Origin of the sequence: Mesorhizobium sp. M0243 (assembly GCF_040321775.1) — a bacterium.
In the GTDB taxonomy this organism is placed as follows: domain Bacteria; phylum Pseudomonadota; class Alphaproteobacteria; order Rhizobiales; family Rhizobiaceae; genus Mesorhizobium.
This window is the reverse complement of the sequence record NZ_JAMYSF010000038.1, coordinates 14,940-39,846: the sequence shown is the minus strand read 5'-3', so window position 1 is coordinate 39,846 and position 24,907 is coordinate 14,940. Positions and strand designations below refer to the sequence as shown.

The window sequence follows — 24,907 nt, the reverse complement described above, 5'->3', positions numbered from 1 at the left end:
ATGTTTATGTCGGTTTTCGAAACCTTGCAAGCGCTATGTCGCTTCCGGACCAGAAAATGCCGCTCGTGTGGCGTTTTAAGAGACGCGGGCCATGACTGAAACGCGTGAGATGTTCGAGGCGCGCGAAGGGGAGCAGAGGCTGGAAAACGATCCGGCCCTGATGCCGCCTGATGGCGGCATCGTCTTCATCGGCCGCATTGCCTCGCCGTGGACGACGCGCGAAACCTGCCCGAAGAACATGCGCGTCGCGCGCGAGACCGGACAGAAGGCGGTGCTGACCATCGACGCGCCCTACCGAAGGGGCCTGCAGGGGCTGGAGCGCGCCAGCCACGTCATCATCCTATCCTGGCTGCATCATGCGCCGCGGACTCTGATTGTGCAGAAACCGCGCCATGCCGTTGAAGCGAAAGGTGTATTTGCGCTGCGCTCCCCTGCCCGCCCGAACCCCATGGGGCTGCACATCGCCAGGCTGATTGCCGTCAACATCGAAACCGGCCGCATCGATCTCGACGCCATCGACGTGCTCGACGGCACGCCGGTCATCGACCTAAAACCCTATTTCGCCTCGACCGACGCCATATCAGAGGCGACCATCGAAGGGCGCGACGAGCCCAATGGGATCCGGCGATGACAGCGCCGACCGGCCGCCGCCGCGCCATCGCCAAGGCGCTGACCGCACTTCTGCCGCTGGCGCCCTATGCCGATATGGAGAAGATCCGCACCGACGCCGGCGCGGTTCACATGAAGACCCTGCCGCCGGGCATCGCCGTATGGCTGGCGACCATTGCCCATATCCGCCACATGCACACCGATTACGAAAAACTGCTCAGCGAAGGCTATGACCGCGACTCGGCGCGTTTCTTCGTCATCGAGCAGACCAACATCGTGCTCACCCGCTGGCGCGCAACCCGCCTGCTCGACGCCGACGACGAGGAGGAATGACCACGGCTACTTCCGCTTTAGCACTGCGACCGCATTATAAGGCTGGCCGTCGGCCTGGCCGACCCAAGTCCAGGACAGATTTCCCTTGAAAAACCTGACCGTGATGTTGCCGCCGTCGATGCACTTGTCCTGACCGTAGGTGATGCTCTCGTGGTATTCCGCCGAAATGTCGTCCCTGGACGTCTGCGACAGGGATCCGCCGCAGCCGAGCGAGGGATAGTCGATGGACGCACCCCCATCATTGATCGTCATGGCGATCGGCCAGTCGGCGCCGGCATCGCCGGCCGGGCTCTGGTGGCCGCTGCCGAGCCAGGTGCCGCTCAGCGTCGGCACATTCACCGCGCAAGGCACGTTCTGGAAGATCGACGTCAATTCGCTGCCGGTTTTCTCGCAGCGATAGGTCTGGCCGCTCTGGCACAATTCCTCGCCTTCGCGTGCGCACTGGGCGCTGGCTTGGCCCGCGGCGGCGAACATCATCATTGCCGCTGTGACGGCCCCAAACCTGCCCATTTTCCCCTCCCGTTCAGACCCGGAACGATAGGGCAATCGCGATCGAATGTATCGGCCAGATCGTCATGGAGGCCGAACAGCGCCGGGCGGGTGGCTCTATGCCTTCTGCCCAGCGCCGCTAGCCTCTCGCCTGCTTGACAGGAGGCCTCGATGAGCCGGACGATGGCAACACAGGACGAGAAGCAACTGCCCATAGTTGGCGACCGCCATGCCGACCCGCACTCCTACCCCGAGGGCGTCGCTTTCCTCGACGGCCAATATTTGCCGATGTCGCAGGCCAAGATCTCGGTTCTGGACTGGGGCTTTCTGCATTCCGACGCAACCTACGACACCGTGCATGTCTGGAATGGCCGCTTCTTCCGCCTCGATTTGCATCTCGACCGCTTCTTCGGCGGGCTGGAAAAACTGCGCATGACCATTCCCTTCGACCGCAAAGGCGTGGCCGAAATCCTGCACAATTGCGTGGCGCTGTCGGGTCATCGCGCCGCCTATGTCGAGATGCTGTGCACGCGCGGCGCCTCCCCGACTTTCAGCCGCGACCCGCGCCAGGCACTCAACCGCTTCATGGCGTTCGCCGTGCCGTTCGGCTCGGTCGCCAATGCCGAGCAATTACAGCGCGGCCTGCGTGTCGCCATCAGCGACAAGGTGCGCATTCCACCGGCCTCGATCGACCCGGCGATCAAGAACTACCACTGGCTCGATCTGGTGCGCGGCCTCTACGATGCCTATGATCGCGGCGCCGAGACTGCGTTGCTTCTGGACTTCAACGGCAATGTCGCCGAAGGCCCGGGCTTCAACGTCTTCTGCGTCAAGGATGGCAAACTGTCGACGCCTTCCATCGGTGTGCTGCCCGGCATCACCCGCCGCACTGTCTTTGATCTGTGCGCCGAAGAAGGTCTTGCAGCCACCGCCACCGATGTCAGCGTTGCCGCATTGCACGAGGCAGACGAGGTTTTCATCACCTCGACCGCAGGCGGCATCATGCCGGTGACGGAGATCGACGGTGTTCGGATCGCCGACGGCAAGGTCGGCGCGATCACCAGCCGGCTGATGGCGCGCTACTGGCAAAAGCACGATGACGCGGCCTGGTCGTCCCAGGTGAATTATCCCTGATAATTCAGGCGTCTTTTCAAAACATTCCCGTCGGCTCTGGAAAATCAGAGGATCGACCGTATATGCCCGAAAGCGGAGAAGCCTCCGCTTTCACCCAAAAATCACGCCCGCAGGGGCAAGGACTCCAAGATCATGACAAACAAGGTTTGGTTCATCACCGGATCGTCGAAGGGCTTTGGCCGCGTCTGGGCCGAGGCGGCACTCGCGCGTGGCGACAGCGTCGCGGCGACTGCCCGCGACGCCGGCACGCTCGCCGATCTCGTCCAGAAATACGGCGACAGGATTGCCGCGATAAAGCTCGACGTCACAGACAAGAAAGCCGTCGATGCCGCTGTCGCCGAAGCGCACAAGCGTTTTGGCCGGCTCGACGTCGTCATCAACAATGCCGGCCACGGCCATTTCGGCGCCATCGAGGAGGTCAGCGAACAGGAAGCCCGCGACCAGATCGAAACCAATGTCTTCGGCGCGCTGTGGGTCACTCAGGCCGCACTGCCGATCATGCGGGCACAGCATTTCGGCCACATCATCCAGATCTCGTCGATCGGCGGCGTCAATGCCTTTGCCTCGCTCGGCCTCTACCACGCCTCGAAATGGGCGCTGGAGGCCTTCAGCCAGTCGCTGAGCATCGAGGTCGCGGAATTCGGCATCCATGTGACGCTGGTCGAACCCGGCGGTTTCTCCACCGACTGGGCCGGCCCGTCGGCCAAGGTGTCCCAACCGATCGAGGCCTATGCACCGGCCCGTGCCAAGATGACGGAGCGCCGCGCCAATTCAGTCGCCGGCGATCCAGAGGCCACCGGGCCGGCCATGCTGGCCATTGTCGATGCCGCCGAGCCGCCGCTCAGGGTGTTCTTCGGCGACGGCGGCCTGCCGATGATCAAACAGGAATACGCCAACCGCATCGCCAGCTGGGAGAAGTGGGACGACGTCTCCATCATGGCGCAAGGCGCCAAGAAGAACCGCAAGGGCTGAAGTCCAGCACTCTTGCTACGCCGCTCCATGGGCGGCGTAGCTCGCCTCAGGCTTTATAGATCCACTGTTCCGGCACGCGCACCGAAATCTCTTCGCCGGTCTTGACCGTTCCCGGCTTCTCGACCCAGGCGACGACGCCGCGCAGCCGCTTCGCCATTTTTGGGAACAGTAGCGCGCCGGCTTCGACGTCGGCCAATCCGGCGTTTTCGGCGATCGACCGGCCGGCGATGCGGCACGGGCCGTTCTGTGCGTCGACCTTGATGGTGACGCCGCCCTTGAAGAACAGCAGCGTGCCGGCCGGCAGCATCGAGAGGTTCGGCACCCCTTCGATCACAAGATTGGCGCCGATCCACTCCGGCCTGATCTCGGCCAGGCCCATGCGTTCGGCGACAACCGCCAGCTCGTCCGCCGCCACGATGGACAATTGCCGTTCGTTGCGTATTTCCGTGCCGCGCGGATACCAGGGCTCGCGCCCGCCCGAGCGCCGTGTCGGTCCGGCATGGAAGTCGCCTGAAATGCCGTCGAAACCCAGCCGCAATTCGTCCACCGGGCGGGTCTGAAAATGATCCGCCGGCGCCACGTAAAGCGCTGCCGCCCTGGCGGCAAGCTTTCGCGCGGGGATGATTTCAACCGGCTTTTCTGCCTCGGGGAAGAGATCCAACATGGCGTTCTTTCCTTTCGTCATCCAGCGAAGTAGCCGGGCGGACTTCGAGGCGTCCAGTCGAAAGTACTGATTGTCCGATCAACACCATCGATATGATGGCGATCACGCATTTCTTACCTGTCATCGATGTGATGGCGCATTACCGACGTGCCGTTCATGGTGACGTCCAGACAATTCACGGAGGCCGATCATGCGACCCGTGACGGCAATCACGTTGCTTTGGTTGGATGGTGATCTGGTCCGCCGCCATATGGTCCGCCCATGCCCAGCAGCGCGCCGGATTCAAGGGCGGAGGCCCGGTATCGAGGTCTCGCATCGCTCATCATCGGCATCGTGACGAAGGCAAGACTGGAAGAGAGTTTCCTGCACGACGAGTTGGGCAGCGCCTATGACGACTATATCAGACGGGTGCCGATGCTGGTGCCGTTCGCACCGGTCTGACACGAATAGCTCTCTACAGCATCCTGAGAAGCGCGCCGCCTATCGAATACCCCGCGCCAAAGGCGCAGATCAGGCCGAAATCGCCGGGCTTCATGTCGGCGTGGTTCTCCGACAGCGCGACGATGGCGCCGGCGCCCGCCGTGTTGCCCAGCCGCTCCAGCACCATCGGCGCGCGGTCGTGGTCGACTTCGTGGCCGAACGACAGTTTCAGGATCATCGCATTCATGCGCGCATTGGCCTGATGCAGCCAGAAGCGCCTGATCGCCTGCGGCGTCAGCCCGTGCTCGGCGAGGAATTCGACGATGAATTTTTGCCCGGCGACGGTGACTTCCTTGAACACCTTGTTGCCGACCTGCTTGATCAGATTGCCTTCCAGGTTGATCATGTAAGGATCTTCCTGGGCGGTGCGGGTGTGATAGCCCAGATTGGTGCGGATGTTGTTCGACATCTGCGTCCAGACGCGCGTGTCGAGCACCTCGAAGCGCCCCGGCCGCTTGTCGCCCTTGGCCAGGCCTTCGACCACCATCGACACCGAAGCGTCGCCGAAGATGAAATGCGTCTGCCGGTCGCGGAAATTGAGATGCCCGGTGATGATCTCCGGCGTCGTCACCAGGATGCGTTTGTGCGCGCCCGACCGCACCAGGTTGACGGCGACGTGCAAGGCGGCCGCGGCCGAGGAACAGCCAAGCCCCATGTCGAAGCCGGCGCCCTTGGTGCCCAACGCCTCCTGCATTTCGATGGCGATTGCCGGATAGGGCCGCTGGTGATGCGAGGCCGAGCAGATCACCAGGTCGATATCCGACGGCTGCAGCCCGGCGTGGTCGAGCGCCTTCTTCGCCGAGGCGATGCCGAACTCCGCCTCCAGCGACAGCGCGTCGTCGGGCCGCGCCGGAATGCGCGGCGCCATCCGGGTCGGATCGAGAATGCCCTCGCGCTCGATGACATGGCGGGTGCGCACGCCCGAGGCGTGGACGATGAAGTCGCTGTCCGATTTCGGCAGCGGCGGCTCGCCAGTATCCTGGCGGCGCGCATTTTCCGTGTCGACCCAGGCATTGAAGCTGGCGACCAGTTCTTCATTGGTGATTGTGGGTTCGGGGATTTCAACGCCGATGCCGCTGATGATGACGCGATGCATGTCCAGTCCGTCCCATCCGCAGGCGCTGCGGCTTCATGTGGGCGCCGGAATGCTCCGGCGCAACAGTTTTCTCACCGAGGCGGTTTACGCCGGCTTAAACCAAAGATCTGGGCCGACTTAAGCCGATCCTTGACATGGCCACAGGCAAAGCCAAGCGGCCCTAAGACACCGCGCAACACGGATAATCAAGCTCGTTTTGCGACAATGAAAATGCGCGGAAAGCGCAAGAGCACCTTGCCATCAGCCGTCTTCGGATAGGCCTTGGCGATCTTGGCCGTGTAACATTCGAGGAACAGCGTCCGCTCATCGGCACCCAGCGGATCGAGGAACGGTTTCAGGCCCGTCGACTTCACCCATTCGACGATCGCCTGCGCATCGGCAAGCGGGTGGTTGTAGATGGTGTGCCAGATATCCAGCCGATCGCTGAGCGGCGACAGAAGATCATAATAGAACGACACCGGCGGCAACGGCCCGCGTGCCGCGCCCTTGAGCTTTTCGGCAAACGGCATTTCGGCGGCGGTTTCACGCATCAGGCGGTGCGAGTCCTCGCCCATATTGTCGGGCATCTGGATGGCCAGCGCGCCGCCTGGCGCAAGAAAACCCATCAGCCGCTGGAACACAGCGGGATGCTCGGGCAGCCACTGGAACACCGCATTGGCGAAGATCACGTCGACCGGCTCCGCCGGCTGCCATTTGGAGGCATCGGCCAGATCAAAGGTGACCTCGGGCAGACGCGCCCTCGCCTTCTCGATCATGTCGGGCGAAGTGTCGAAGCCGCTCACCTGCGCATCCGGCCAGCGCTCGACGAGCAGCTCGGTCGAGTTGCCCGGCCCGCAGCCGATGTCGACGACCGGGCGCGGGAAGTCCACCGGCACCTGTGCCACCAGGTCTCGCGCGGGCCGCGTGCGCTCGTCCTCGAATTTCAGATATTGGGCGGCGGACCAATCAGCCATGTGAACTCCTCACGTCTTCTTGAGAATTCGCCGCCCGGAAAACCCCTTACCGCGTCAGCCTCTTGTAGGTCATGCGGTGCGGGTTGACGGCATCCGGCCCGAGGCGGCGGATCTTGTCCTGCTCGTAATCCTCGAAATTGCCTTCGAACCACTCGACATGGCTGTCGCCCTCGAAGGCGAGGATGTGCGTCGCCAGGCGATCGAGGAACATGCGATCGTGCGAGATGATGACGGCGCAGCCGCCGAAGTTTTCCAGCGCGTCTTCGAGTGCCGCCAGCGTTTCGGTGTCGAGATCGTTGGTCGGTTCGTCGAGCAGCAGCACATTGCCGCCGGTCTTCAGCATCTTGGCCAGATGCACGCGGTTGCGCTGGCCGCCGGACAGATTGCCGACCTTCTGCTGCTGGTCGCCGCCACGGAAGTTGAACGACGCGCAATAGGCACGCGTGTTGGCCTCGAATTTGCCGAGCTTGACCACTTCTGCGCCGCCGGAAATCTCTTCCCATACCGTCTTTGACGGATCGAGCGCATCGCGGCTCTGGTCGACATAGCCGAGCTTCACCGTTTCGCCGACGCGCACTGAGCCCGCATCCGGCTTTTCCTGGCCGGTGATCATGCGAAACAGCGTCGTCTTGCCGGCGCCGTTCGGGCCGATGACGCCGACGATGCCGCCGGGCGGCAGCTTGAATTCCAGGCCGTCGATCAAAAGCGTGTCGCCAAAGCCCTTCGACAGGCCTTCCGCCTCGATCACCACATTGCCGAGCCGCTCGCCATGCGGGATGACGATCTGCGTATCGCTCGGACGCCGCTTGTCGGCTGCATCCAAAAGATCCTGGAACGCCTGGATACGCGCCTTGGACTTCGTCTGGCGGGCCTTCGGGCTCGACTGGATCCATTCGCGCTCGCGGCCGATGGCGCGCTGGCGGGCATCGTCCTCGCGGCCTTCCTGCTTGAGCCGCTTGGCCTTGGCTTCGAGGTATTTGGTGTAGTTGCCCTCATAGGGAATGCCGCGGCCGCGATCGAGTTCGAGAATCCAGCCGGTGACGTTGTCGAGGAAGTAGCGATCGTGGGTGATGATCATCACGGCGCCCGGATAGGCACGCAAATGCTTTTCCAGCCACGCCGTGGTTTCGGCGTCGAGATGGTTGGTCGGTTCGTCGAGCAGCAAAAGGTCGGGCTGGCGCAGCAAGAGCTGGCAGAGCGCGACGCGGCGCCGCTCGCCGCCCGAAAGCTTGGTGACTTCCGAATCCTTGGGCGGGCAGCCCAGCGCTTCCATCGCCATCTCGACCTGCTGTTCGAGATCCCACAGGTTGAGCCGGTCCATCTCGTCCTGAAGCTTGGCCGACTCGTCGGCCGTCTCGTCGGAGTAGTTCATCATCAATTCGTTATAGCGTTCGATGATCGCGGTCTTGGCGGCAACGCCTTCCATGATGTTTTCGAACACGGTCTTGTCCGGATCGAGCGCCGGCTCCTGGGCCAGGTAGCCGACGGTTGCGCCTTCGGCCAGCCAGGCTTCGCCGTTCCACTCCTTGTCGAGCCCGGCCATGATCTTGAGGATCGTCGACTTGCCCGAACCGTTGGGGCCGAGGATGCCGATCTTGGCGTCGGGATAGAAGGAGAGATGGACATTCTCGAGCACCTTCTTGGTGCCATAGGCCTTGTTGAGGCCGGCCATGTGATAGATGAACTGGCGTGCCACGCGCGCTTTCCCTGAAAAAACTGACTGGCCCAGAAAACTGACTGGATCTGTCGAATTGAGTGGAGGTTGGCCGCTATGTAGGCGATGCGGCGGCGAACGGCAATCGCTTTTGCCATATCTGCCCGGTCACACGCGGAAGTGTCCGCCAACCGCCGAAGTTTTCCACCAGCACGAAGCGTGCTGAAATCTCCGGTTAACTCTTCGGCGTCAAAACAGGATCGGAGTGGAATCGCTCGCTATTCGCGATTTCGAGAAAGAGATCGGGTCGACGGCATTGCTGAACAGTTTCCTGCTCCTTGCCGAAGCGGTCGTCTATTTCAGCGTCATGGTGACGCTTTTCCGCTTCCGGAGGCGCATCGGCCTCGGCGTGTTCATCTGCGCGCTCGGTGTCATGCACTTCCTCGAGACCTACCTCGCCAGCGTTTTTTATGTCGCCTTGCCGTTCGGCATGGTCTCGCCTGGCTCGGCGGTGCTGTTTTCCGGCAAGCTGGTGATGCTTTTGCTGCTCTACATGAAGGAGGATGCCGCCACTGTGCGTCAGCCGATCTACGGCCTGCTGCTCGGCAATGCGCTGATGATCGGGCTGGTGCTGCTGCTGCGCCTGCACGTCATCGCGGCACTTCCCGACGGCAGGCTTCCAGACATCGGCTTCATCGACCAGATGGGCTGGCTGATGGTGTGGGGCACGACGCTGCTGTTCGTCGATGCCATCCTGATCATCCTGCTTTATGAAAAGCTCGGGCGTTATCTGCGCAAGGCGCCGTTCGCGCGCATCCTGATTTCGGTCGCTTGCGTGCTGACCTTGGACCAGGCCGGGTTTTTCACCGCCCTGCATTTCGTTGCCGGCGCGCCGATAGCCGTCTTTTTCGGCGGCTGGTTCGCCAAGATGGCGGCGGCGGTGACGTTCAGCACCATGCTCGTCGCCTATCTCAAATGGTTCGAGGAGCGCCAAGTCACCGCGCCGCGCGGATTGACCGATATCTTCGATACGCTGACCTATCGCGAACGCTACGAAGCGCTGGTCGAACATGTCGGACGGGACGGCCTGACCGGCCTGCTGCACCGCGGGCGCTTCGACGCCGACGGGGAAGCCGCCGTCCAGACCAGCCTGCGCACCGCCAGGCCGCTCAGCCTGCTGATCATCGATGTCGACCATTTCAAATCGATCAATGACCGTTTCGGCCATGCCGAAGGCGACAAGGTGTTGAAAGCCGTTGCCGCGCTGCTGCGCGAGGTCGCCAATCCCGAGGACCAGGTGTTCCGCATCGGCGGTGAGGAATTCGCCATCCTCAGTTCTCGTCCGCACTCGGTTACCAGGCTGTTTGGCGAAAGCATTCGCCATGCGATCAAGGCTTCAGCGGCTACCAGTCGATTCGAATTCACCGTCAGCGCCGGCGTTTCCAGCGTCAGCGAAACCACGCGCTGCCTTGCCGACCTGTTCGCGCTTGCCGACCAGCGTCTCTACAAGGCGAAGTCGACCGGCCGCGATCGCGTCGTCGGCGAGCCGGGCGGCCAAGAAGCCGACACGGCCGCTGCGCGGACCAAATCCGCACAGATCTAGTTCGTTACGAATTCCTCTGCCGTCGAAAGCCCGTCACGGTCGAAACCGCCATCAGCGCGATCGCCAGCCATTTCAGCACCGTGATGATCGGCCCGGCCTGCATATCGTAGGCAATGAACAGCAGGATGCCTGGCACCAGCAGGCCGCACATGACCAGCATGATGCGGTTGATCTGCCAGGACACTTTTGACGCCAACGCCTCGTCGCCGAGTGCTGGAACCAGCACCGCCCGCACCGTCTTGCCGCCCACCAGCATGGCCGAAAGGTGCATCGAGATCGGCAGACCGAGCCCGATGATCAGGAAAGCGCAAGCGGCCAGCAGGAGCGAAAACTTCAGCGCGCTGGTTTCCGCCGCTATGGGAAACAGCAGCGTCGCCAGCGGCAGGAAGACACCGAAAATGCCGATCGCCGCGATCGTGATGAAGATCGCCGCATTGACGATCGTGAACAGCTGGTAGGTGCCGACGCCGATCGGTTCGGAGAGCGTCCGCATGCGTGCCCACTCGGCGTCGGTATACGAAAAGCCCGGCCATTCCATGCGGGCATCGTTTATCGAGACCATGCCCTTGGCCCAGAAAGCCAGCCGCGCCAGCGCGCTGCTCGTCATGCCATCCATTGCCGCCCCCGCCAGAATGATGCGCTCGCAGCATAGCACCAGGGCGCGGCAGCGCGACAGTCCGGTATCTCTGTTGAGAGTTACTGGAAGCCGATCGCGTCGACATTGCCTGTCGGGCAGCCGGCCTTGTTGGTCGGCACCGAAGCCAGCAGCAGATCCTTAAGCGAGCTGTTGGGCCCGATCGGACCCGCGAGGCCGAGCGTCAGTTCGCCGATCAGCCGCCTGCCGCTCGACGGATCGATGACGCAGGAAACGCGCACGCGATCCCCTGCTCCCGCCCCGAAGGCAGTGTCGAAAGCGCCGCGGATCTGGTCCGCCGTCAGCTTGCCGCCGATGTTCTTGGCAAAGAGTTCGCGCACCGGCGAGCTGTTCACCGCGCGCATCAGGTTGAGCGCATCGGAGAAATAGTCCTGCTGGCTCTTGCCGTAGCAGGTGCCGTGCTTGATCCATTCATGCCGATCGAGGTGGGAGGCCGTGCCGGGCATCACCTGATCGAGTTCCGTGCGGGTGTTGGCGTCAAGATTGACCGGCGGCAGGTCTTTCCAGTGGGCCGGATTGTCGTTGGCCTTGTCGCTCGCCGTCGCCTGGCAATAGAAATTGCCGTTCGGCTGCGGCCAGAGACCGTGCAAGGTGAAATGCGTGGCGTCGAAATCACCAGCACTCTGCGCCCTGCATTCGGTCTTGTTCGACTTTGTCTCGCAAAACGCCGGCTGCCAGCTCAGCGCGAAGACGTATTCGGGTTTCCCCGATGCCGCCGGCTTGCCTTGCCCGTCAGGTGCGGCCGGCACGGTCGCCGCGCTGCTGCCGGAAACGTGGCCGCAGCTGACCTTCACCCAGCGGCGCTCCGGATCGGCGCCCGGCACCAGGATGAGATAATGCGTCGGCGTATCCTTGTTGCCGGCAAGCAGCTGATAGCTCTGCCCGGCATCGGTCGAGACATTGCCGGGGTTCTTGCCGTTCTTGATGGCTTGCGTTGCCGGACAGGCAGCGTCGGCCACAAAGGAGCCGCTCATCTTGACGTCGGCACGCGCGGCACCGGCCAGCGACGCGGCCAGCATGGCCAATCCGAAAACGACACCAATGCGCATGGAAAATCCTCGGCTGGACAAGTGGGCGACAGACTGAAGCTGTCTCCATGTCAGAATTGCGATATTTTGCTGGCCAAACGCAAGAAACATCGTCGCGAAAAGCGGGTTTGCTGGATTGACGCATAATGTGGGCCGGCGCAAACAAAGCCAACGACGATAATGCAAGGGCGGGACCGAGCGGCATGTCATTCAGCCAGCAGCGCGTGGTTCGCTCCCCAACCGGTGCCGAGCTCAATCTTTTCGTCAGGCAGGCCGATGGCCGGGCACGCGCCGTCGTCCAGATCAATCATGGCCTGGCCGAGCACGCAGCGCGCTATGCCCGCTTTGCCGATTTTCTTGGCTCCCGCGGCTTCGATGTCTATGTCCACGATCATCGCGGCCATGGCGCGACCAAGGCGCCCGACGCGCCGCTCGGCAGGTTCGCCGCCAGCGACGGCCCGGCCAAGGTGATAGCCGACGTCGGCGCCATCCATGATCTCATCGCCAGCGAACAGCCAAACAGACCGGTCATCCTGTTTGGCCATTCGATGGGTGCGTCGGTCGCGCTGAACTACCTGTTGCGCCATTCGCCGCGCATTCATGCCGCCGCGATCTGGAACGGCAATTTCTCCGAAGGCCTGCTCGGGCAGGCGGCGCTGGGCATCCTTGCCTGGGAACGGATGCGGCTCGGCTCCGACGTGCCGTCGCGCCTTCTGCCAAAGCTCACCTTCCAGGCCTGGGGCAAGGCGGTGCCCAATCACCGCACATTATTCGACTGGCTGTCGCGCGACGAGGCGGAAGTGGCGAAATACATCGCCGATCCGCTCTGCGGCTGGGATGCCTCGGTATCGATGTGGCGCGATGTGGTCTCGATGGCGCTGAACGGCGGCAAGGATGCCGGCTTTGCCGGCATCCGGCGCGACCTGCCCATCAGCATCGTCGGCGGCGAAAGAGATCCCGCCTCGGATTATGGCAAAGGGATCACGCATCTTGCCAGCCGCATGCGCGCGATGGGCTTTTCGAATCTGGTTTCAAAGGTTTACGCCGACACCCGCCACGAAAGCCTGAACGAGGTGAATCGCGACATCATCATGGATGATTTCGCCGCCTGGGCCGACAAAGTCCTCAAAGCGTGACGGATTGGCCCATTGCAAGAGCCGTGACAGCCGTTGCAGGGCTTGATAGAGGCTCTGCTTTCGCAGCAGTCACGGTGATTGCGGCAACCACGGTGATCCATGGCTGAGCCCCCGCTGAAAGGCGTCCGCGTCGTCGAACTCGCCCGCATCCTTGCCGGGCCATGGGCCGGGCAGTTGCTTGCCGATCTCGGCGCCGATGTCATCAAGGTCGAAAGCCCCGATGGCGGCGACGACACCCGCAAATGGGGGCCACCCTTCGTCATGGGCAAGGACGGCGAGAACCTGTCGGCCGCCTATTACCATTCCTGCAATCGCGGCAAGCGCTCCATCGCCATCGATATCTCGACACCGGAAGGGGCCGAGACCGTGCGCCGGCTGGTCGCCACCTCGGACGTGCTGATCGAGAACTTCAAGCTCGGCGGTCTGAAGAAATACGGCCTCGACTATGACAGCCTGCGCAAGATCAACCCGCGCCTCGTCTATTGCTCGATCACCGGCTTCGGCCAGGACGGACCCTATGCGCCGCGCGCCGGCTACGACTTCATCATCCAGGCCATGGCCGGCATGATGTCGATCACCGGCGAGGTCGGCCGCGAGCCGCAAAAAGCGGGCGTCGCCATCTCCGACATCTTCACCGGCCTCTATTCGGTCATCGCCATCCAGGCAGCATTGCGCCATGCCGAACAAACCGGCGAAGGCCAGCACGTCGACATGGCGCTCTTCGACACCCAGATCTCGGCGCTCGGCAACCAGAATTTGAACTATCTCGTCTCCGGCAAATCGCCGGTGCAGATGGGCAATGCGCATATGAACATCGCCCCCTACGAGGTGGTGCCGGTCCGGGATGGGCACATCATCCTGGCGGTCGGCAATGACGGCCAGTTCGCCAAATTCTGCGCCGCTGTCGGACTGGGCGACCTGCCTGCCAATCCCGACTTCGCCACCAACCCCGCCCGGGTCGCCAACCGGGTGAAATTGCATGAGCGCATGATCGAGGCGCTGAAGGTTTTTGACCGCGATCCGCTGCTGGCCAAGCTGGAAGCGGCCAGCGTGCCGGCGAGCCCGATCAACACGATCGGCCAGATGTTTGCCGATCCGCAGACGATCGCGCGCGGCATGCGGCTTGATCTCGACGACGGCCATGGCAATCTTCTGCCTTCGGTGCGTGCGCCGATGGTGATGTCGGGCACGCCGCTGGTCTATGAGCGCCCCTCGCCGCGCCTGGGCGAGCACACGCAAGAAATCCTTGCCGAACTGGAGAAGTCTGGACAATGAAGACCGGCGGACAACTCATCGTCGACGCGCTCGAAGCCAACGGCACCGACCGCATCTATTGTGTGCCGGGTGAATCCTATCTGGCGGTGCTCGACGCGCTGCACGATTCTGCGATCCGCACCATCGTCTGCCGCCAGGAAGGCGGTGCCGCGATGATGGCCGATTGCCACGGCCGCCTGACCGGGAAGCCCGGCATCTGCTTCGTCACCCGCGGCCCCGGCGCCACCAACGCCTCGGCCGGCATCCACATCGCCATGCAGGATTCTATACCCGTCATCCTGTTCATCGGCCAGGTCGCCAGCCACGCCAAGGAGCGTGAAGCGTTCCAAGAGGTCGATTATAAGAGGTTCTTCGGCGATATCGCCAAATGGGTGGTCGAGATCGACGACGCCTCGCGCATCCCCGAATTCGTCACCCGCGCCTTCGCGGTGGCGACATCGGGCCGGCCCGGCCCGGTGGTGATCTCGCTGCCCGAAGACATGCTGACCAGCATCGTCGAAGCACCTATCGCCTTGCCGCACACGCCGGTTGAGACACGGCCGGGCGAAGCGGAGCTCGATGCGCTGGAAAAGCTGCTGGCCAAGTCCAAGCGGCCGTTCGTCATCCTCGGCGGCACGCGCTGGGACGCCGAGGCGGTGGCGCAAATGCGCACGATCGCCGAGGCGTGGTCGCTGCCGGTGGGCTGCTCCTTCCGCCGCCAGATGCTGTTCGATCATCTGCACCCGAACTATGCCGGCGATGTCGGCATCGGCATCAATCCGAAGCTGGCGACAGCGATCAAGCAGGCCGATCTCGTGCTGCTGGTCGGCGGCCGCATGGGCGAAATGCCGTCGTCCGACTACACGCTGCTGAAAAGCCCCTACCCCGACCAGACGCTGGTCCATGTCCATGCCGACGCTGGCGAGCTCGGCCGCGTCTACAGGCCGACACTGGCGATCAACGCCTCGCCGTCCGCCTTCATCGACGCTTTCGCCAAGCGCAAGCCGGCCTCGGAGCCGACCTGGGCAGCCGAGACACCAAAGCTGCATGCCGCCTATCTCGACTGGTCGACGCCACCTGAAGGCGGCCCCGGCTCGGTCCAGATGGGCCCGATCATGAACTACCTCGAAAAGATGCTGCCCGACGACGCCATTCTCACCAATGGCGCCGGCAATTACGCGACCTGGGTGCATCGCTTCCACCGCTTCCGCCGCTTCGCCACTCAAGGTGCGCCGACATCGGGCTCGATGGGCTATGGCACGCCTGCGGCCGTCGCTGCCAAAGAGCTGTTTCCGGAGCGCACCGTGGTCGCTTTTGCCGGCGACGGCTGCTTCCTGATGAACGGGCAGGAATTCGCCACCGCCGTGCAGTATGACCTGCCTATCATTGTGGTCGTCGTCAACAACGGCATCTACGGCACCATCCGCATGCATCAGGAGCGCGAATATCCCGGCCGCGTCGTCGCCACCGATCTTAAGAACCCCGACTTCGCGGCTCTCGCCCGCGCCTATGGCGGCCATGGCGAAACGGTCGACAAGACCGCCGATTTCGCCCCGGCCTTCGAACGTGCCCGCGCCAGCGGCAAGCCGGCGATCGTGGAAATCCGCCTCGACCCCGAAGCGATCACGCCGACCAAGACGATGACGCAGATACGCGACAAGGCGTAATCCAAACAAAAAAAGAGGCGGTCGCCCGCCCCTTTTCGTCATGCGGCTTGCGCTATTTCGCGGCCTCGATCTGTCCGCGGATTTCGCCGTCCTTGTTGGCCGCAGTGTGTACGTTGACATAGTCCTTGCCGGCCATCAGGTCGGCGGCCTGCGCGTCGGTCAGCACAGCCGATCCCTTGATCGGGCTCTTGAGCTTGCCCTTGAACGGGATCGCCACCCCGGCGTTTTCGCCCATCGCAGCCGGGCCGTGAATGTGTCCCGCGGTCGCCGGCCCGCTGAGGCCGGAATATTTGACGTTCCAGCTGAGTTTCTTCGTGGCCGTGTCGAAGGTAAGAGCTGCGGTGCCCTTGCCTTTTGTGGTCACCGGCGGGTTCTGCTGGGCGCCGTCGAGCGTCGCTTTCAGCTTCACCGTCTCGGCCAGGGCCGGCGCTGCCGTAAGGAAGGACGCCGAGATGGCCAGTGCCGAAAGCATCGGCGCCAAGGATTGGATACGCATGAGGATCTCCGTTTGCTGATGACATCCAGCCACGGCTCCCCGGCGCGCGGATGTATCGGCACAACGCTTATAAGAGCGAATGGCTGCGCGCGAGTAACACTTACGTGCAAACTAATGGACCGCGCGATACCCCGGATACGGGGAGCGTCAGACCGCCGCCAGCGCCTGCGTCAGGTCGGCGATCAGATCGTCCGGGTGCTCCACGCCGATCGACAGCCTGACCGTGGTCTCCAGCACGCCGATGCGCTCGCGCACCTCGAAGGGTATGCCCGAATGCGTCATGGCCGCGGGGTGGCTGGCCAAGGATTCCGTTCCGCCCAGGCTCACCGCCAGCTTGAAGATCTGCAAATTGTTGAGAAAGGCGAAAGCCGCCTTCTCTCTGCCCTTGATATCGAAGGAGAAGGTCGAGCCGGCACCAGTGCATTGCGCCCTGTAGGTGCGGCCAGCCGGCGTTTCCTCGCCCAGGAACGGCAGGTAATGCACCTTCTCGACCTTGGCATGGTCGCGCAGGAATTCGGCGACCAGCCGCGCATTGTCGTTGGCCCGCTCCATGCGGATCGACAGCGTCTCCAGCGAGCGGCCGAGCATCCAGCAGGAATGCGGGTCGAGCTGCGTGCCGATCGCGCCGCGCAGCGCCTTGATCGGCTTGGTGACCGCCTTGCCGCCCATGGCGGCGCCCGCGATCAGGTCGGAATGGCCGCCGACATATTTGGTCAGCGAATAGACGGACACGTCGGCGCCATGTTCGATCGGCCGCTGGAACACCGGGCCGAGCAGCGTGTTGTCGCAGACGACGATCGGCGTCGACCCCTGGCTCGCGCCGATCTCGTCGGCGATCTTCCGCATCAGCGCGATGTCGACCAGGCTGTTGGTCGGATTTGACGGCGTCTCGATCAGGATGACCGACACGCGGCCCTTCGCGACGGCGGCGTCGGAGGCCGTGCGCACCGCCGTCTCGTCGACGCCGTCCGCGAAACCGACAGCACCGATGCCGAAACTGGAGAGCGTGCGCGTCAAAAGCGTCTCGGTGCCGCCGTAAAGCGGCTGCGAATGAAGGATGACGTCGCCCGGCCTGATATAGGCGAGCAGTGTCGTGGCGATCGCCGACATGCCTGATGAAAACAGGATGCAGGCATCCGTCCCTTCATAGATTGCCAGACGGTCCTCGACGATCTCGCTGTTGGGATGGTTAAAGCGCGAATAGACCAGGCCGGACGCCGTGCCGCTCGGCGGCTCCTTGCGGCCGGAGGTGTAATCGAAGAAGTCGCGACCTTCTTCCGCCGACTTGAACACGAAGGTCGAGGTCAGGAACACCGGCGGCTTGACCGCGCCCTCCGAAAGCTGCGGATCGAAGCCATAGCTCAGCATCAGCGTCTCCGGGTGGAGCTTGTGGTTGCCGATATGGGTTTTCGACGGGCGTGGCGCGGTCATGATCTTTCCTGCCTTTTTCGAGTGATATCGCACGGCAATTTATGCGATCCTCATCCGCCAGTCCTTGCTATTTTCAAGCTGATATGACTGCACTCCCGCAACGAATTGCTGAATGGGCGCAAAAATGCAGCAGAAGATAGCCGATGATTTCGACCGCAAGATCCTGCGCGAACTGCAGGCAGACGCCCGCATCACCAACAACGAGCTTGCCGAGCGGATCGGTCTGTCGCCATCGCCCTGCCTGAGGCGGGTGCGGCGGTTGGAGGAGACCGGAATTATCAGGGGCTACACCACGCTGGTCGATCCCTCAGCCTTTGGCTGGAGCATGGTCGCCATCGCCACCATCCGGCTCAGCCGTCAGAACGAAGACGAGATCGTGATGTTCGAGGACGCGATCCGCGGCTGGGAAGAGGTGCTGGAATGCCACCTCGTCACCGGCTCGCGCGACTATGTGCTGAAGGTGGTGACGGGAAGCCTCGAACAGTACGAGCGCTTCATCAAGGAAAAGATCGCGCGGCTGAAATGCGTCGCCTCGATCGAAACCAGCTTCGTCATGAACACCATAAAAGAACGGCGCCTCTGACATTTCTGCCGGAGGCGCCGCTTTCTGGATAGATGTGTTGCCGACTAGGCTTACTTCACGGCCTTGTCGGTGATGGCGGTGGTGTAGGCGCCGGTCGGCTCCTTGGTAATGATCTTCTGGTCGAGCAGCGCCTTGGCGGTGCGCTCGTAGGTCGCCGGGTCGAGCTTGCCGTCGGCATTGTCGATCAGCTTGGCGACTTCGCTCATCATGCGCTTCTGGTGGTTCTCGTCCTGGCCGCCGCCGTCCATGACGATGCCCGCGGCCTCGTCATTGTTGTCGATGGCGTGTTTCCAGCCCTTCATCGAGGCGCGCACGAAACGCACCATCTTGTCTTCGAAGGCCGGGTCCTTGAGCTTGTCTTCGGACGCATAGAGCCCGTCCTCGAGCAGGTCGTTGCCCATGGCCGAGTAGTTGAACACGGTCAGCTGTTCGGGCTTGTAGCCGGCGTCGATCAACTGCCAGTACTCGTTGTAGGTCATGACCGAGATACAATCCGCCTGCTTCTGGATCAGCGGCTGCACGTCGAAGCTCTGCTTCAAGACGGTGACGCCGTCCGGGCCGCCGTCGGTCTTGAGGCCGAGCTTGTTCATCCAGGCGTAGAACGGATACTCGTTGCCGAAGAACCAGACGCCGAGCGTGTGGCCCTTGAAGTCGGCTTCGGTCTTGATCGGGCCGTCCTTCGGGCAGACCAGTTCCATGCCGGCCTTCTTGAACGGCTGGGCGATGTTGACCAGCGGCACACCCTTTTCGCGGGCAGCCAGCGCACCGCCCATCCAGTCGACGATGACATCGGCGCCGCCGCCGGCGATCACCTGCTCGGGCGCGATATCGGGACCGCCCGGCTTGATGTCGACGTCGAGACCTTCGGCCTCATAGAAACCCTTGGCCTTGGCGACATAGTAGCCGGCAAACTGGGCCTGCGTGACCCATTTCAGTTGCAACGTCACCTTGTCGGCGGCCATTGCCTGGAACGCGGCGAGCGACATCGCGCCGGCCAGAACGGGAATAATCAGTCTTTTCATTTTTTTACCCTCTGAAGTTAGTGCCCTAAACCCACCGCCCCTATCCACCACGGACAGAGGGATGCCAAAACGTGACGGCTCTTTCGACAAGAGCGACCACGCCATAAAAGACCGAACCCGCAAGTGCTGCAACTGCGATTTCGGCCCAGACCATGTCGATGTTCATCCGCCCGACCTCGGTCGAGATGCGGAAGCCCATGCCGACGACAGGCGTGCCGAAGAACTCGGCGACGATGGCCCCGATCAGCGCCAGCGTCGAGTTGATCTTCAGCGCGTTGAAGATGAAGGGCGCGGCTGCCGGCAGCCTGAGCTTCAGCAGCGTCGGCCAGTAGCCCGACGCATAGGTGCGCATCAGGTCGCGCTCCATGTGACCGGAGGCGGCCAAGCCGGCGACCGTGTTCACCAGCATCGGGAAGAAGGTCATGATGATGACCACCGCCGCCTTGGACTGCCAGTCGAACCCGAACCACATCACCATGATCGGGGCGACGCCGATGATCGGCAGTGCCGAGACCATGTTGCCGATCGGCAAGAGGCCGCGCCGCAGGAACGGCACGCGATCGGCGAGGACCGCGGTGATGAAGCCGGCGCCGCTGCCCACCACATAGCCGAAGATCACCGCCTTGAAGATGGTCTGGCGGACATCGGCGCCGAGCACCGGCAGCGAACCGGCAATGCGTGCGCCGATCGCGCTTGGCGGCGGCAGCAGGATGAAGGGTATGCCGGCCCCGCGCGTCACCGCTTCCCAGATGATCAGTATCCAGGCGCCGAAGATGGCCGGGATGATCAGGCCCAACGCGGTCCGCGCCCATTTGGCGAAAGGACGCAACGACGACAGCACCGCCACGCAGCGCCAGCCAAGCAGCCATGCGGCCGCGAGCAGCAGGAAATACGGCGCCCGCGCCAGACCTTCGAAGCCGGCGATGCCGCCAATCAGCAGCCAGGCGACCAGATGCGCGCCGATGAAAAGCACAACGGCTTCGACGATGGACGGTATTCTGGCCATCGTGATCAAGGCAACAAGAAGCAGCACGCCGAAGATCAGCCAGTTCGTCGCCACATAGGGGTATATCAACGTCCCTGAAGGCTGCGCCAGTGCATCGACTTTCGGCGCGGCGATCGGGCCGAGCGCCACAGCGATCAAGCACAGCGTGATCGCCAGCACCGCTTGCCAGGAGGGTTTCAGCCGGTTCATGCCGGCCTCCCGCCCATGGCGCGGTCGACGAGGCGCCCGGCAATGCCGACCACCATGACCAGAAGTGCCGCCACCACAGACCCAGCAACCAGCGCCGACCAGATGTCGATGGACTGGCTGTAGTAGGCGCCGGCGAGCAACTTGGCGCCGATGCCGGCGACAGCGCCGGTCGGCAGTTCGCCGACGATGGCGCCGACCAGGCTTGCCGCGACCGCCACCTTCATCGATGTGAACAGGAACGGCACCGAGGCCGGCACGCGCAACTTCCAGAAGGTCTGCGCACGACTGGCATTGTAGGTGTGCATCAGGTCGAGATGCATGATCTCGGGCGAGCGCAGCCCCTTCACCATGCCGACAGTCACCGGGAAGAACGACAGATAGGTCGAGATCATCGCCTTCGGGATCAGGCCGCTGATGCCGATCGCCCCCAGCACGACGATGATCATCGGCGCCACTGCCAGGATGGGAATGGTCTGCGAGGCGATGATCCACGGCATCAGGCTACGGTCGAGCGTCGCCACATGGACAATGCCGACCGCAATGATGATGCCGAGCGCCGTGCCGAAGGCAAAGCCGAGCAGCGTCGACGACAGCGTCACCCAGGCATTGTAGACGAGGCTGCGGTTCGAGGTGATAGGCCGCAGGAAGGTGTTCTCGAAGAAATTCACCGCCACCTGATGCGGCGCCGGCAATGTCGGCTTCGGCTGCGACAACGTCTTGCCGATGAGTTCGCTGAACGTGGAGGTCTCATTGGCACGGCGGTCGAGATCGCGCTGGAACGGTGTGTTGAGGATGACAGCGAAGACATACCAGAGCACGACCACCCCAGCGAGGATCGAGGTGACGGGGATGAGTTTGTCGCGGAAGGTGTCCACCTAGCGGCCCTCGCCCGCGAGGCGTGCGCTCTGCGTAACGCGGGCGGCCCACCACGCCTTCGTCATCCTAGGGCGAAGCAAGGAGCGAAGCGACGCGGCGCAGACCCTAGGATCCATGCCGTTACCTCTGTGCTCCGCAACGGTGCGGAACAAGGCTCCCTGTGCCTCGCCCTGCTTGGCCGATATTATGAACCGTTTTTGCCCTTCGGCGCACGTCGCGGCATGGATCCTAGGGTCTGCGCAGGCCGCTTCGCGCCTGCTCCGCCCTAGGATGACGAAGGTCTGGTGGGGCGCTCCCTCTTCGCACTCCGCTTCGCGGCGCCCTAGGATGACGAAGGCGTGGGTGGCCGCTCGCTTGCCAGGGCGCTCAATCATCATAGCTATGCCCTGCCCGCAGCCCGTCGCGCACGCGCGCTGCGATCGCCAGAAACTCCGGCGTCTCGCGGATGTCGAGCGGCCGCTCTCTCGGCAGCGTCGATTCGATGATGTCGCTGACGCGGCCCGGGCGCGGTGACATGACGACGATGCGCGTCGACAGATAGACGGCTTCCGGAATGGAATGCGTGACGAAGCAGATGGTCTTGTTGGTGCGTCCCCACAATTCCAGCAATTGCTCGTTGAGATGATCGCGCACGATCTCGTCCAGCGCGCCGAACGGCTCGTCCATCAGCAGCAGGTCGGCGTCGAAGGCCAGCGCACGGGCGATCGAGGCGCGCTGCTGCATGCCGCCCGAGAGCTGCCAGGGATATTTCTTCTCGAAACCAGAGAGGTTGACGAGCTCGAGCGTGCGCTTGATACGCTCGCCTTGCTCCGCCTTGGACAGACCCATGATCTCCAGCGGCAGCCCGACATTGCGCTCGATCGTCCGCCACGGAAACAGGGCGGCGGCCTGGAAAACATAGCCATAGGCGCGTTTCTCGCGCGCCTGTTCTGCTGTCATGCCGTTGACCGAAATCGTCCCCGAGGTCGGCTTCTCCAAATCGGCGATGACGCGCAGCAGCGTGGTCTTGCCGCAGCCCGAAGGCCCGATGAAGGAGACGAACTCCCCTTTGCCGATGGTGAGATCGACATTGGACAGCGCCTGCACCGGCCCGTCATTGGTCTGGAAGGTCAGTCCGAGTTTGCTTGCCGCGACGACGGCTGGCGAAGTCCCCGTCATCGGCTGCCGCCTGCCTGTTTCCGTCCCTGCGGCGGCTGGAATCCGATTGCTTTTATCGCGACGTTGTTTTCCACTCGCCCTGTCCCATTGGTCTTGTCCCACTCGATCGACGCCCGGAGTTTCCCCGATGTCGCCCAAACCCACTTGTCATCTTATCCGCCCTGAAAGCACTTATGAAGGCAAGCAGGGATTGACCTATTTCGCCGGCATTACCGCCGAAACCGTCGGCGCCTCCGGCATCTGCATGCACATGCTCACCATCCCGCCCGGCGCGCGCGCCAAGGCGCATATGCATGAGAGCCACGAGACGGCGATCTATGTGCTCTCCGGCGAAGTCCACACCTGGTACGGCGACCGGCTCGAGCATCATATCGTCACCAAGGCCGGCGACCTTTTCTATATTCCCGCCGGCGTGCCGCATCTGCCGGCCAATCTGAGCAGCGCCCCGTCTTCGGCCGTCATTGCGCGCACCGATCCCAACGAACAGGAAAGCGTCGTCCTGCTGCCGGAACTGGATGCGCTGGTCGCGTGAGGCCAGCATCGACGGAATGGTCGCCATCGGCACCGTCACGAACATAATTGCAGCGGCCCCATTTCCTCAAGGCCGGGGATGGTGACGAAGAAACCATCCTCCCCCTTGTTGGTGACCATGACGGTTTCGATTGTCGTTCCCGCCTCGCCTTCCGCCGAACAGGTCGCGCCAAGCGATTGCGCGCCCAGCACCGATGTCAATTGCTGTGTGAACCGGCAGCCGCTGCCATAGGTCTCGACGCCTTCGGCGGTCAGCACGATATAGGCATCGCTCTCCTGATAACCGGCTTTGACGCCGGCGCAGCCGACATCATTGCCCCAGGAGCCGGCCAGTAGGCCGTCCGCTGCTGCCGGACCTGAGGCAGTTGCCATCAGGACCAACGAAATGAGCGCGGCCGAACGCGCCAAGCTCAAACCCCGGTCGCCGGGATGCCGGTGCGTTCCACCTTGCGCGGCGCGGAGATTTCCTTCCACGTCGACAGCGCCCGGTTGACCGCCGCATTCGGCTCGCGGCCGACGAATTCTCCATGCCCGGGCTTGGCCTTGATCTCGGCCTCCTGGATCGACAGTTCGCCACGCGAGAACACGAACCGCGGCAGACCGGTCACCTCGAACCCTTCGAACACGTTGTAGTCGATGACGGACTGCTGCTGCTTAGAAGTGATCTTCTTCTTTCGCTTGGGATCCCAGACGACGATGTCGGCATCCGCGCCTTCGACGATGGCGCCCTTTTTCGGATACATGTTGAGGATCTTGGCGATGTTAGTCGAGGTCACCGCGACGAACTCGTTCATCGTCAGCCGGCCAGTGTTGACGCCTGTGGTCCACAGCACCGGCATGCGGTCTTCGAGCCCGCCGGTGCCGTTCGGGATCTTGGTGAAATCTCCGACGCCGTTGCGCTTCTGCTTGGTGGTGAAAGCGCAATGGTCGGTCGCCACCACCTGCAGCGAGCCCGCCTGCAGGCCCGCCCACAGCGAATCCTGGTGCAATTTGTTGCGGAAGGGCGGGCTCATCACGCGGCGCGCCGCATGATCCCAGTCTTTGTCGAAATACTCGCTCTCGTCCAGCGTCAGGTGCTGGATCAGCGGTTCGCCGAACACCCGCATGCCCTTCTGCCTCGCCCGGCGGATCGCCTCGTGGCTCTGCTCGCAGGAGACATGCACGACATAGAGCGGCACGCCGGCCATGTCGGCGATCATGATGGCGCGGTTGGTCGCCTCGCCTTCCACTTCGGGTGGCCGTGAATAGGCGTGGCCCTCGGGGCCGTTGTTACCGGCAGCCAGCAGCTTCTGCGACAGGGCGGCAACGACGTCGCCATTCTCGGCATGCACCAGCGGCAGCGCGCCGAGATCGGCGCAGCGCTGGAACGACGCATACATCTCGTCGTCGTCGACCATCAGCGCGCCCTTGTAGGCCATGAAATGCTTGAACGAGGTGATGCCCTTGTCGACGACAGTGGCCATCTCGTCGAACACCTGCTTGCCCCACCAGGTGATCGCCATGTGGAAGGAATAGTCGCAGGACGCCTTCGAGGTCTTGTTGTCCCACATCTGCAAGGCTTCGAGCAGCGACTGCTGCGGCGCCGGCAGGCAGAAATCGACCACCATCGTCGTGCCGCCGGAGAGCGCCGCGCGCGTGCCGGATTCGAAATCATCGGCCGAATAGGTGCCCATGAACGGCATTTCGAGATGGGTGTGCGGGTCGATGCCGCCCGGCATGATATAGCAGCCGGTGGCATCGAACTCGTGGTCGCCATGCAGGCCCGAACCGATGGCCACGATCTTGCCGTGCTGCATCAGCACATCGGCCTTCCAGGTGCGGTCGGCAGTGACGATGGTGCCGTTTCGGATGACTTTGGTCATTGGTTGTTCCCTTGTTCTTGCCGCGC

At 63.0% G+C, this 24,907-nt stretch carries 26 protein-coding genes; 11 read left to right on the top strand and 15 right to left on the bottom strand.

The genetic code is table 11. The features are described 5' to 3' along the window. The first annotated feature begins 91 nt into the window (after nt 1-91). Nucleotides 92-631, top strand: a complete 540-nt coding sequence (gene tsaA, locus NKJ11_RS30840; RefSeq protein WP_352630885.1) for a tRNA (N6-threonylcarbamoyladenosine(37)-N6)-methyltransferase TrmO — start codon at nt 92-94, stop codon at nt 629-631. Further along, nucleotides 628-942, top strand: coding sequence for a DUF2293 domain-containing protein (locus NKJ11_RS30835; protein ID WP_127260329.1), 315 nt, complete (start codon nt 628-630; stop codon nt 940-942). The genes tsaA and NKJ11_RS30835 overlap by 4 nt, the downstream gene beginning before the upstream one ends. A 6-nt stretch (nt 943-948) precedes the next feature. On the opposite strand, the gene NKJ11_RS30830 is transcribed toward NKJ11_RS30835, so the two are convergent. After that, nucleotides 949-1,452, bottom strand: coding sequence for a hypothetical protein (locus NKJ11_RS30830; RefSeq protein ID WP_352630886.1), 504 nt, complete (start codon nt 1,450-1,452; stop codon nt 949-951). A gap of 150 nt (nt 1,453-1,602) precedes the next feature. Between NKJ11_RS30830 and NKJ11_RS30825 the strand changes: the two genes are divergently transcribed. Further along, nucleotides 1,603-2,565 (top strand): D-amino acid aminotransferase, encoded by a 963-nt coding sequence (locus tag NKJ11_RS30825; protein WP_352794975.1) that lies wholly within the window; start codon nt 1,603-1,605, stop codon nt 2,563-2,565. Between the two features lie 132 nt (nt 2,566-2,697). After that, nucleotides 2,698-3,537 carry an SDR family oxidoreductase gene (locus NKJ11_RS30820; protein WP_352794974.1) on the top strand — a complete coding sequence of 280 codons (840 nt, stop codon included), beginning with the start codon at nt 2,698-2,700 and terminating at the stop codon, nt 3,535-3,537. A 46-nt stretch (nt 3,538-3,583) separates the two neighbouring features. Here the strand turns inward: NKJ11_RS30820 and NKJ11_RS30815 are convergent, their stop codons facing one another. Next, nucleotides 3,584-4,201: an MOSC domain-containing protein gene (locus NKJ11_RS30815; protein ID WP_128303468.1), complete on the bottom strand. Its 618-nt coding sequence runs from the start codon at nt 4,199-4,201 to the stop codon at nt 3,584-3,586. 261 nt (nt 4,202-4,462) lie between these two features. Between NKJ11_RS30815 and NKJ11_RS30810 the strand changes: the two genes are divergently transcribed. Further along, on the top strand, nt 4,463-4,642 hold the full coding sequence (locus NKJ11_RS30810; protein WP_245486120.1) for a hypothetical protein: 180 nt from the start codon (nt 4,463-4,465) through the stop codon (nt 4,640-4,642). Nucleotides 4,643-4,655: 13 nt separating this feature from the next. On the opposite strand, the gene NKJ11_RS30805 is transcribed toward NKJ11_RS30810, so the two are convergent. From NKJ11_RS30805 to ettA, 3 genes are all read right to left on the bottom strand, one after another. Continuing rightward, nucleotides 4,656-5,777: a beta-ketoacyl-ACP synthase III gene (locus NKJ11_RS30805; RefSeq protein WP_023813172.1), complete on the bottom strand. Its 1,122-nt coding sequence runs from the start codon at nt 5,775-5,777 to the stop codon at nt 4,656-4,658. Nucleotides 5,778-5,962: 185 nt separating this feature from the next. Continuing rightward, the gene (gene tam, locus NKJ11_RS30800; protein ID WP_352794973.1) at nt 5,963-6,730 is read right to left on the bottom strand and encodes a trans-aconitate 2-methyltransferase; all 768 of its coding nucleotides are present in this window, start codon (nt 6,728-6,730) and stop codon (nt 5,963-5,965) included. 46 nt (nt 6,731-6,776) lie between these two features. Beyond that, the gene (gene ettA / locus NKJ11_RS30795; protein ID WP_013530923.1) at nt 6,777-8,426 is read right to left on the bottom strand and encodes an energy-dependent translational throttle protein EttA; all 1,650 of its coding nucleotides are present in this window, start codon (nt 8,424-8,426) and stop codon (nt 6,777-6,779) included. A gap of 274 nt (nt 8,427-8,700) precedes the next feature. On the opposite strand from ettA, the gene NKJ11_RS30790 reads away from it, so the two are divergent. Next, complete coding sequence (locus NKJ11_RS30790; protein ID WP_352794977.1) at nt 8,701-9,987, top strand: GGDEF domain-containing protein; 1,287 nt, start codon at nt 8,701-8,703, stop codon at nt 9,985-9,987. Nucleotides 9,988-9,991: 4 nt separating this feature from the next. On the opposite strand, the gene NKJ11_RS30785 is transcribed toward NKJ11_RS30790, so the two are convergent. Together NKJ11_RS30785 and NKJ11_RS30780 are read right to left on the bottom strand one after the other, a co-directional pair. Beyond that, the gene (locus NKJ11_RS30785) at nt 9,992-10,603 is read right to left on the bottom strand and encodes a hypothetical protein (RefSeq protein WP_352794972.1); all 612 of its coding nucleotides are present in this window, start codon (nt 10,601-10,603) and stop codon (nt 9,992-9,994) included. An 80-nt stretch (nt 10,604-10,683) separates the two neighbouring features. Then, on the bottom strand, nt 10,684-11,691 hold the full coding sequence (locus NKJ11_RS30780; protein ID WP_023813176.1) for a ribonuclease T2 family protein: 1,008 nt from the start codon (nt 11,689-11,691) through the stop codon (nt 10,684-10,686). A 182-nt stretch (nt 11,692-11,873) separates the two neighbouring features. On the opposite strand from NKJ11_RS30780, the gene NKJ11_RS30775 reads away from it, so the two are divergent. The 3 genes from NKJ11_RS30775 (at nt 11,874) to NKJ11_RS30765 (ending at nt 15,727) form a co-directional block, all read left to right on the top strand. Then, nucleotides 11,874-12,806 (top strand): alpha/beta fold hydrolase, encoded by a 933-nt coding sequence (locus tag NKJ11_RS30775; protein ID WP_352794971.1) that lies wholly within the window; start codon nt 11,874-11,876, stop codon nt 12,804-12,806. A gap of 99 nt (nt 12,807-12,905) precedes the next feature. After that, nucleotides 12,906-14,081: a CaiB/BaiF CoA transferase family protein gene (locus NKJ11_RS30770; RefSeq protein WP_352794970.1), complete on the top strand. Its 1,176-nt coding sequence runs from the start codon at nt 12,906-12,908 to the stop codon at nt 14,079-14,081. Then, nucleotides 14,078-15,727 carry a thiamine pyrophosphate-binding protein gene (locus NKJ11_RS30765; RefSeq protein WP_352794969.1) on the top strand — a complete coding sequence of 550 codons (1,650 nt, stop codon included), beginning with the start codon at nt 14,078-14,080 and terminating at the stop codon, nt 15,725-15,727. Before NKJ11_RS30770 ends, NKJ11_RS30765 begins: the two co-directional genes overlap by 4 nt. A gap of 52 nt (nt 15,728-15,779) precedes the next feature. Here NKJ11_RS30765 and NKJ11_RS30760 read toward each other — a convergent pair whose 3' ends face one another. Together NKJ11_RS30760 and NKJ11_RS30755 are read right to left on the bottom strand one after the other, a co-directional pair. Beyond that, nucleotides 15,780-16,223, bottom strand: a complete 444-nt coding sequence (locus NKJ11_RS30760; protein ID WP_352758743.1) for a CHRD domain-containing protein — start codon at nt 16,221-16,223, stop codon at nt 15,780-15,782. Nucleotides 16,224-16,370: 147 nt separating this feature from the next. Then, nucleotides 16,371-17,654 (bottom strand): cystathionine gamma-synthase family protein, encoded by a 1,284-nt coding sequence (locus tag NKJ11_RS30755; RefSeq protein WP_128303459.1) that lies wholly within the window; start codon nt 17,652-17,654, stop codon nt 16,371-16,373. Between the two features lie 124 nt (nt 17,655-17,778). On the opposite strand from NKJ11_RS30755, the gene NKJ11_RS30750 reads away from it, so the two are divergent. Further along, nucleotides 17,779-18,237: an Lrp/AsnC family transcriptional regulator gene (locus NKJ11_RS30750; protein ID WP_352794968.1), complete on the top strand. Its 459-nt coding sequence runs from the start codon at nt 17,779-17,781 to the stop codon at nt 18,235-18,237. Nucleotides 18,238-18,287: 50 nt separating this feature from the next. On the opposite strand, the gene NKJ11_RS30745 is transcribed toward NKJ11_RS30750, so the two are convergent. From NKJ11_RS30745 to NKJ11_RS30730, 4 genes are all read right to left on the bottom strand, one after another. Then, nucleotides 18,288-19,259 carry an ABC transporter substrate-binding protein gene (locus NKJ11_RS30745; protein ID WP_352794967.1) on the bottom strand — a complete coding sequence of 324 codons (972 nt, stop codon included), beginning with the start codon at nt 19,257-19,259 and terminating at the stop codon, nt 18,288-18,290. Between the two features lie 40 nt (nt 19,260-19,299). Further along, entirely contained in the window at nt 19,300-20,454 is a 1,155-nt protein-coding gene (locus NKJ11_RS30740; protein ID WP_352794966.1) for an ABC transporter permease, read from the bottom strand. Beyond that, nucleotides 20,451-21,329 carry an ABC transporter permease gene (locus NKJ11_RS30735; protein ID WP_023813184.1) on the bottom strand — a complete coding sequence of 293 codons (879 nt, stop codon included), beginning with the start codon at nt 21,327-21,329 and terminating at the stop codon, nt 20,451-20,453. Before NKJ11_RS30735 ends, NKJ11_RS30740 begins: the two co-directional genes overlap by 4 nt. A gap of 367 nt (nt 21,330-21,696) precedes the next feature. Further along, entirely contained in the window at nt 21,697-22,488 is a 792-nt protein-coding gene (locus tag NKJ11_RS30730) for an ABC transporter ATP-binding protein (RefSeq protein WP_127272369.1), read from the bottom strand. Nucleotides 22,489-22,615: 127 nt separating this feature from the next. Between NKJ11_RS30730 and NKJ11_RS30725 the strand changes: the two genes are divergently transcribed. After that, nucleotides 22,616-23,020, top strand: coding sequence for a cupin domain-containing protein (locus NKJ11_RS30725; RefSeq protein ID WP_127296050.1), 405 nt, complete (start codon nt 22,616-22,618; stop codon nt 23,018-23,020). Between the two features lie 35 nt (nt 23,021-23,055). On the opposite strand, the gene NKJ11_RS30720 is transcribed toward NKJ11_RS30725, so the two are convergent. Then, nucleotides 23,056-23,427: a hypothetical protein gene (locus tag NKJ11_RS30720; RefSeq protein ID WP_023813188.1), complete on the bottom strand. Its 372-nt coding sequence runs from the start codon at nt 23,425-23,427 to the stop codon at nt 23,056-23,058. 2 nt (nt 23,428-23,429) lie between these two features. Then, nucleotides 23,430-24,881, bottom strand: coding sequence for a dihydropyrimidinase (hydA, locus tag NKJ11_RS30715; RefSeq protein ID WP_023813189.1), 1,452 nt, complete (start codon nt 24,879-24,881; stop codon nt 23,430-23,432). Nucleotides 24,882-24,907: the final 26 nt, after the last annotated feature.

What these genes read in the sequence shown, in the direction of transcription:
- tsaA (WP_352630885.1), top strand. Translation starts at nt 92, where the DNA reads ATGACTGAAACGCGTGAGATGTTCGAGGCGCGCGAAGGGGAGCAGAGG.
- NKJ11_RS30835 (WP_127260329.1), top strand. Translation starts at nt 628, where the DNA reads ATGACAGCGCCGACCGGCCGCCGCCGCGCCATCGCCAAGGCGCTGACC.
- NKJ11_RS30830 (WP_352630886.1), bottom strand. Translation starts at nt 1,452, where the DNA reads ATGGGCAGGTTTGGGGCCGTCACAGCGGCAATGATGATGTTCGCCGCC.
- NKJ11_RS30825 (WP_352794975.1), top strand. Translation starts at nt 1,603, where the DNA reads ATGAGCCGGACGATGGCAACACAGGACGAGAAGCAACTGCCCATAGTT.
- NKJ11_RS30820 (WP_352794974.1), top strand. Translation starts at nt 2,698, where the DNA reads ATGACAAACAAGGTTTGGTTCATCACCGGATCGTCGAAGGGCTTTGGC.
- NKJ11_RS30815 (WP_128303468.1), bottom strand. Translation starts at nt 4,201, where the DNA reads ATGTTGGATCTCTTCCCCGAGGCAGAAAAGCCGGTTGAAATCATCCCC.
- NKJ11_RS30810 (WP_245486120.1), top strand. Translation starts at nt 4,463, where the DNA reads ATGCCCAGCAGCGCGCCGGATTCAAGGGCGGAGGCCCGGTATCGAGGT.
- NKJ11_RS30805 (WP_023813172.1), bottom strand. Translation starts at nt 5,777, where the DNA reads ATGCATCGCGTCATCATCAGCGGCATCGGCGTTGAAATCCCCGAACCC.
- tam (WP_352794973.1), bottom strand. Translation starts at nt 6,730, where the DNA reads ATGGCTGATTGGTCCGCCGCCCAATATCTGAAATTCGAGGACGAGCGC.
- NKJ11_RS30785 (WP_352794972.1), bottom strand. Translation starts at nt 10,603, where the DNA reads ATGGATGGCATGACGAGCAGCGCGCTGGCGCGGCTGGCTTTCTGGGCC.
- NKJ11_RS30780 (WP_023813176.1), bottom strand. Translation starts at nt 11,691, where the DNA reads ATGCGCATTGGTGTCGTTTTCGGATTGGCCATGCTGGCCGCGTCGCTG.
- NKJ11_RS30775 (WP_352794971.1), top strand. Translation starts at nt 11,874, where the DNA reads ATGTCATTCAGCCAGCAGCGCGTGGTTCGCTCCCCAACCGGTGCCGAG.
- NKJ11_RS30770 (WP_352794970.1), top strand. Translation starts at nt 12,906, where the DNA reads ATGGCTGAGCCCCCGCTGAAAGGCGTCCGCGTCGTCGAACTCGCCCGC.
- NKJ11_RS30765 (WP_352794969.1), top strand. Translation starts at nt 14,078, where the DNA reads ATGAAGACCGGCGGACAACTCATCGTCGACGCGCTCGAAGCCAACGGC.
- NKJ11_RS30760 (WP_352758743.1), bottom strand. Translation starts at nt 16,223, where the DNA reads ATGCGTATCCAATCCTTGGCGCCGATGCTTTCGGCACTGGCCATCTCG.
- NKJ11_RS30755 (WP_128303459.1), bottom strand. Translation starts at nt 17,654, where the DNA reads ATGACCGCGCCACGCCCGTCGAAAACCCATATCGGCAACCACAAGCTC.
- NKJ11_RS30750 (WP_352794968.1), top strand. Translation starts at nt 17,779, where the DNA reads ATGCAGCAGAAGATAGCCGATGATTTCGACCGCAAGATCCTGCGCGAA.
- NKJ11_RS30745 (WP_352794967.1), bottom strand. Translation starts at nt 19,259, where the DNA reads ATGAAAAGACTGATTATTCCCGTTCTGGCCGGCGCGATGTCGCTCGCC.
- NKJ11_RS30740 (WP_352794966.1), bottom strand. Translation starts at nt 20,454, where the DNA reads ATGAACCGGCTGAAACCCTCCTGGCAAGCGGTGCTGGCGATCACGCTG.
- NKJ11_RS30730 (WP_127272369.1), bottom strand. Translation starts at nt 22,488, where the DNA reads ATGACGGGGACTTCGCCAGCCGTCGTCGCGGCAAGCAAACTCGGACTG.
- NKJ11_RS30725 (WP_127296050.1), top strand. Translation starts at nt 22,616, where the DNA reads ATGTCGCCCAAACCCACTTGTCATCTTATCCGCCCTGAAAGCACTTAT.
- hydA (WP_023813189.1), bottom strand. Translation starts at nt 24,881, where the DNA reads ATGACCAAAGTCATCCGAAACGGCACCATCGTCACTGCCGACCGCACC.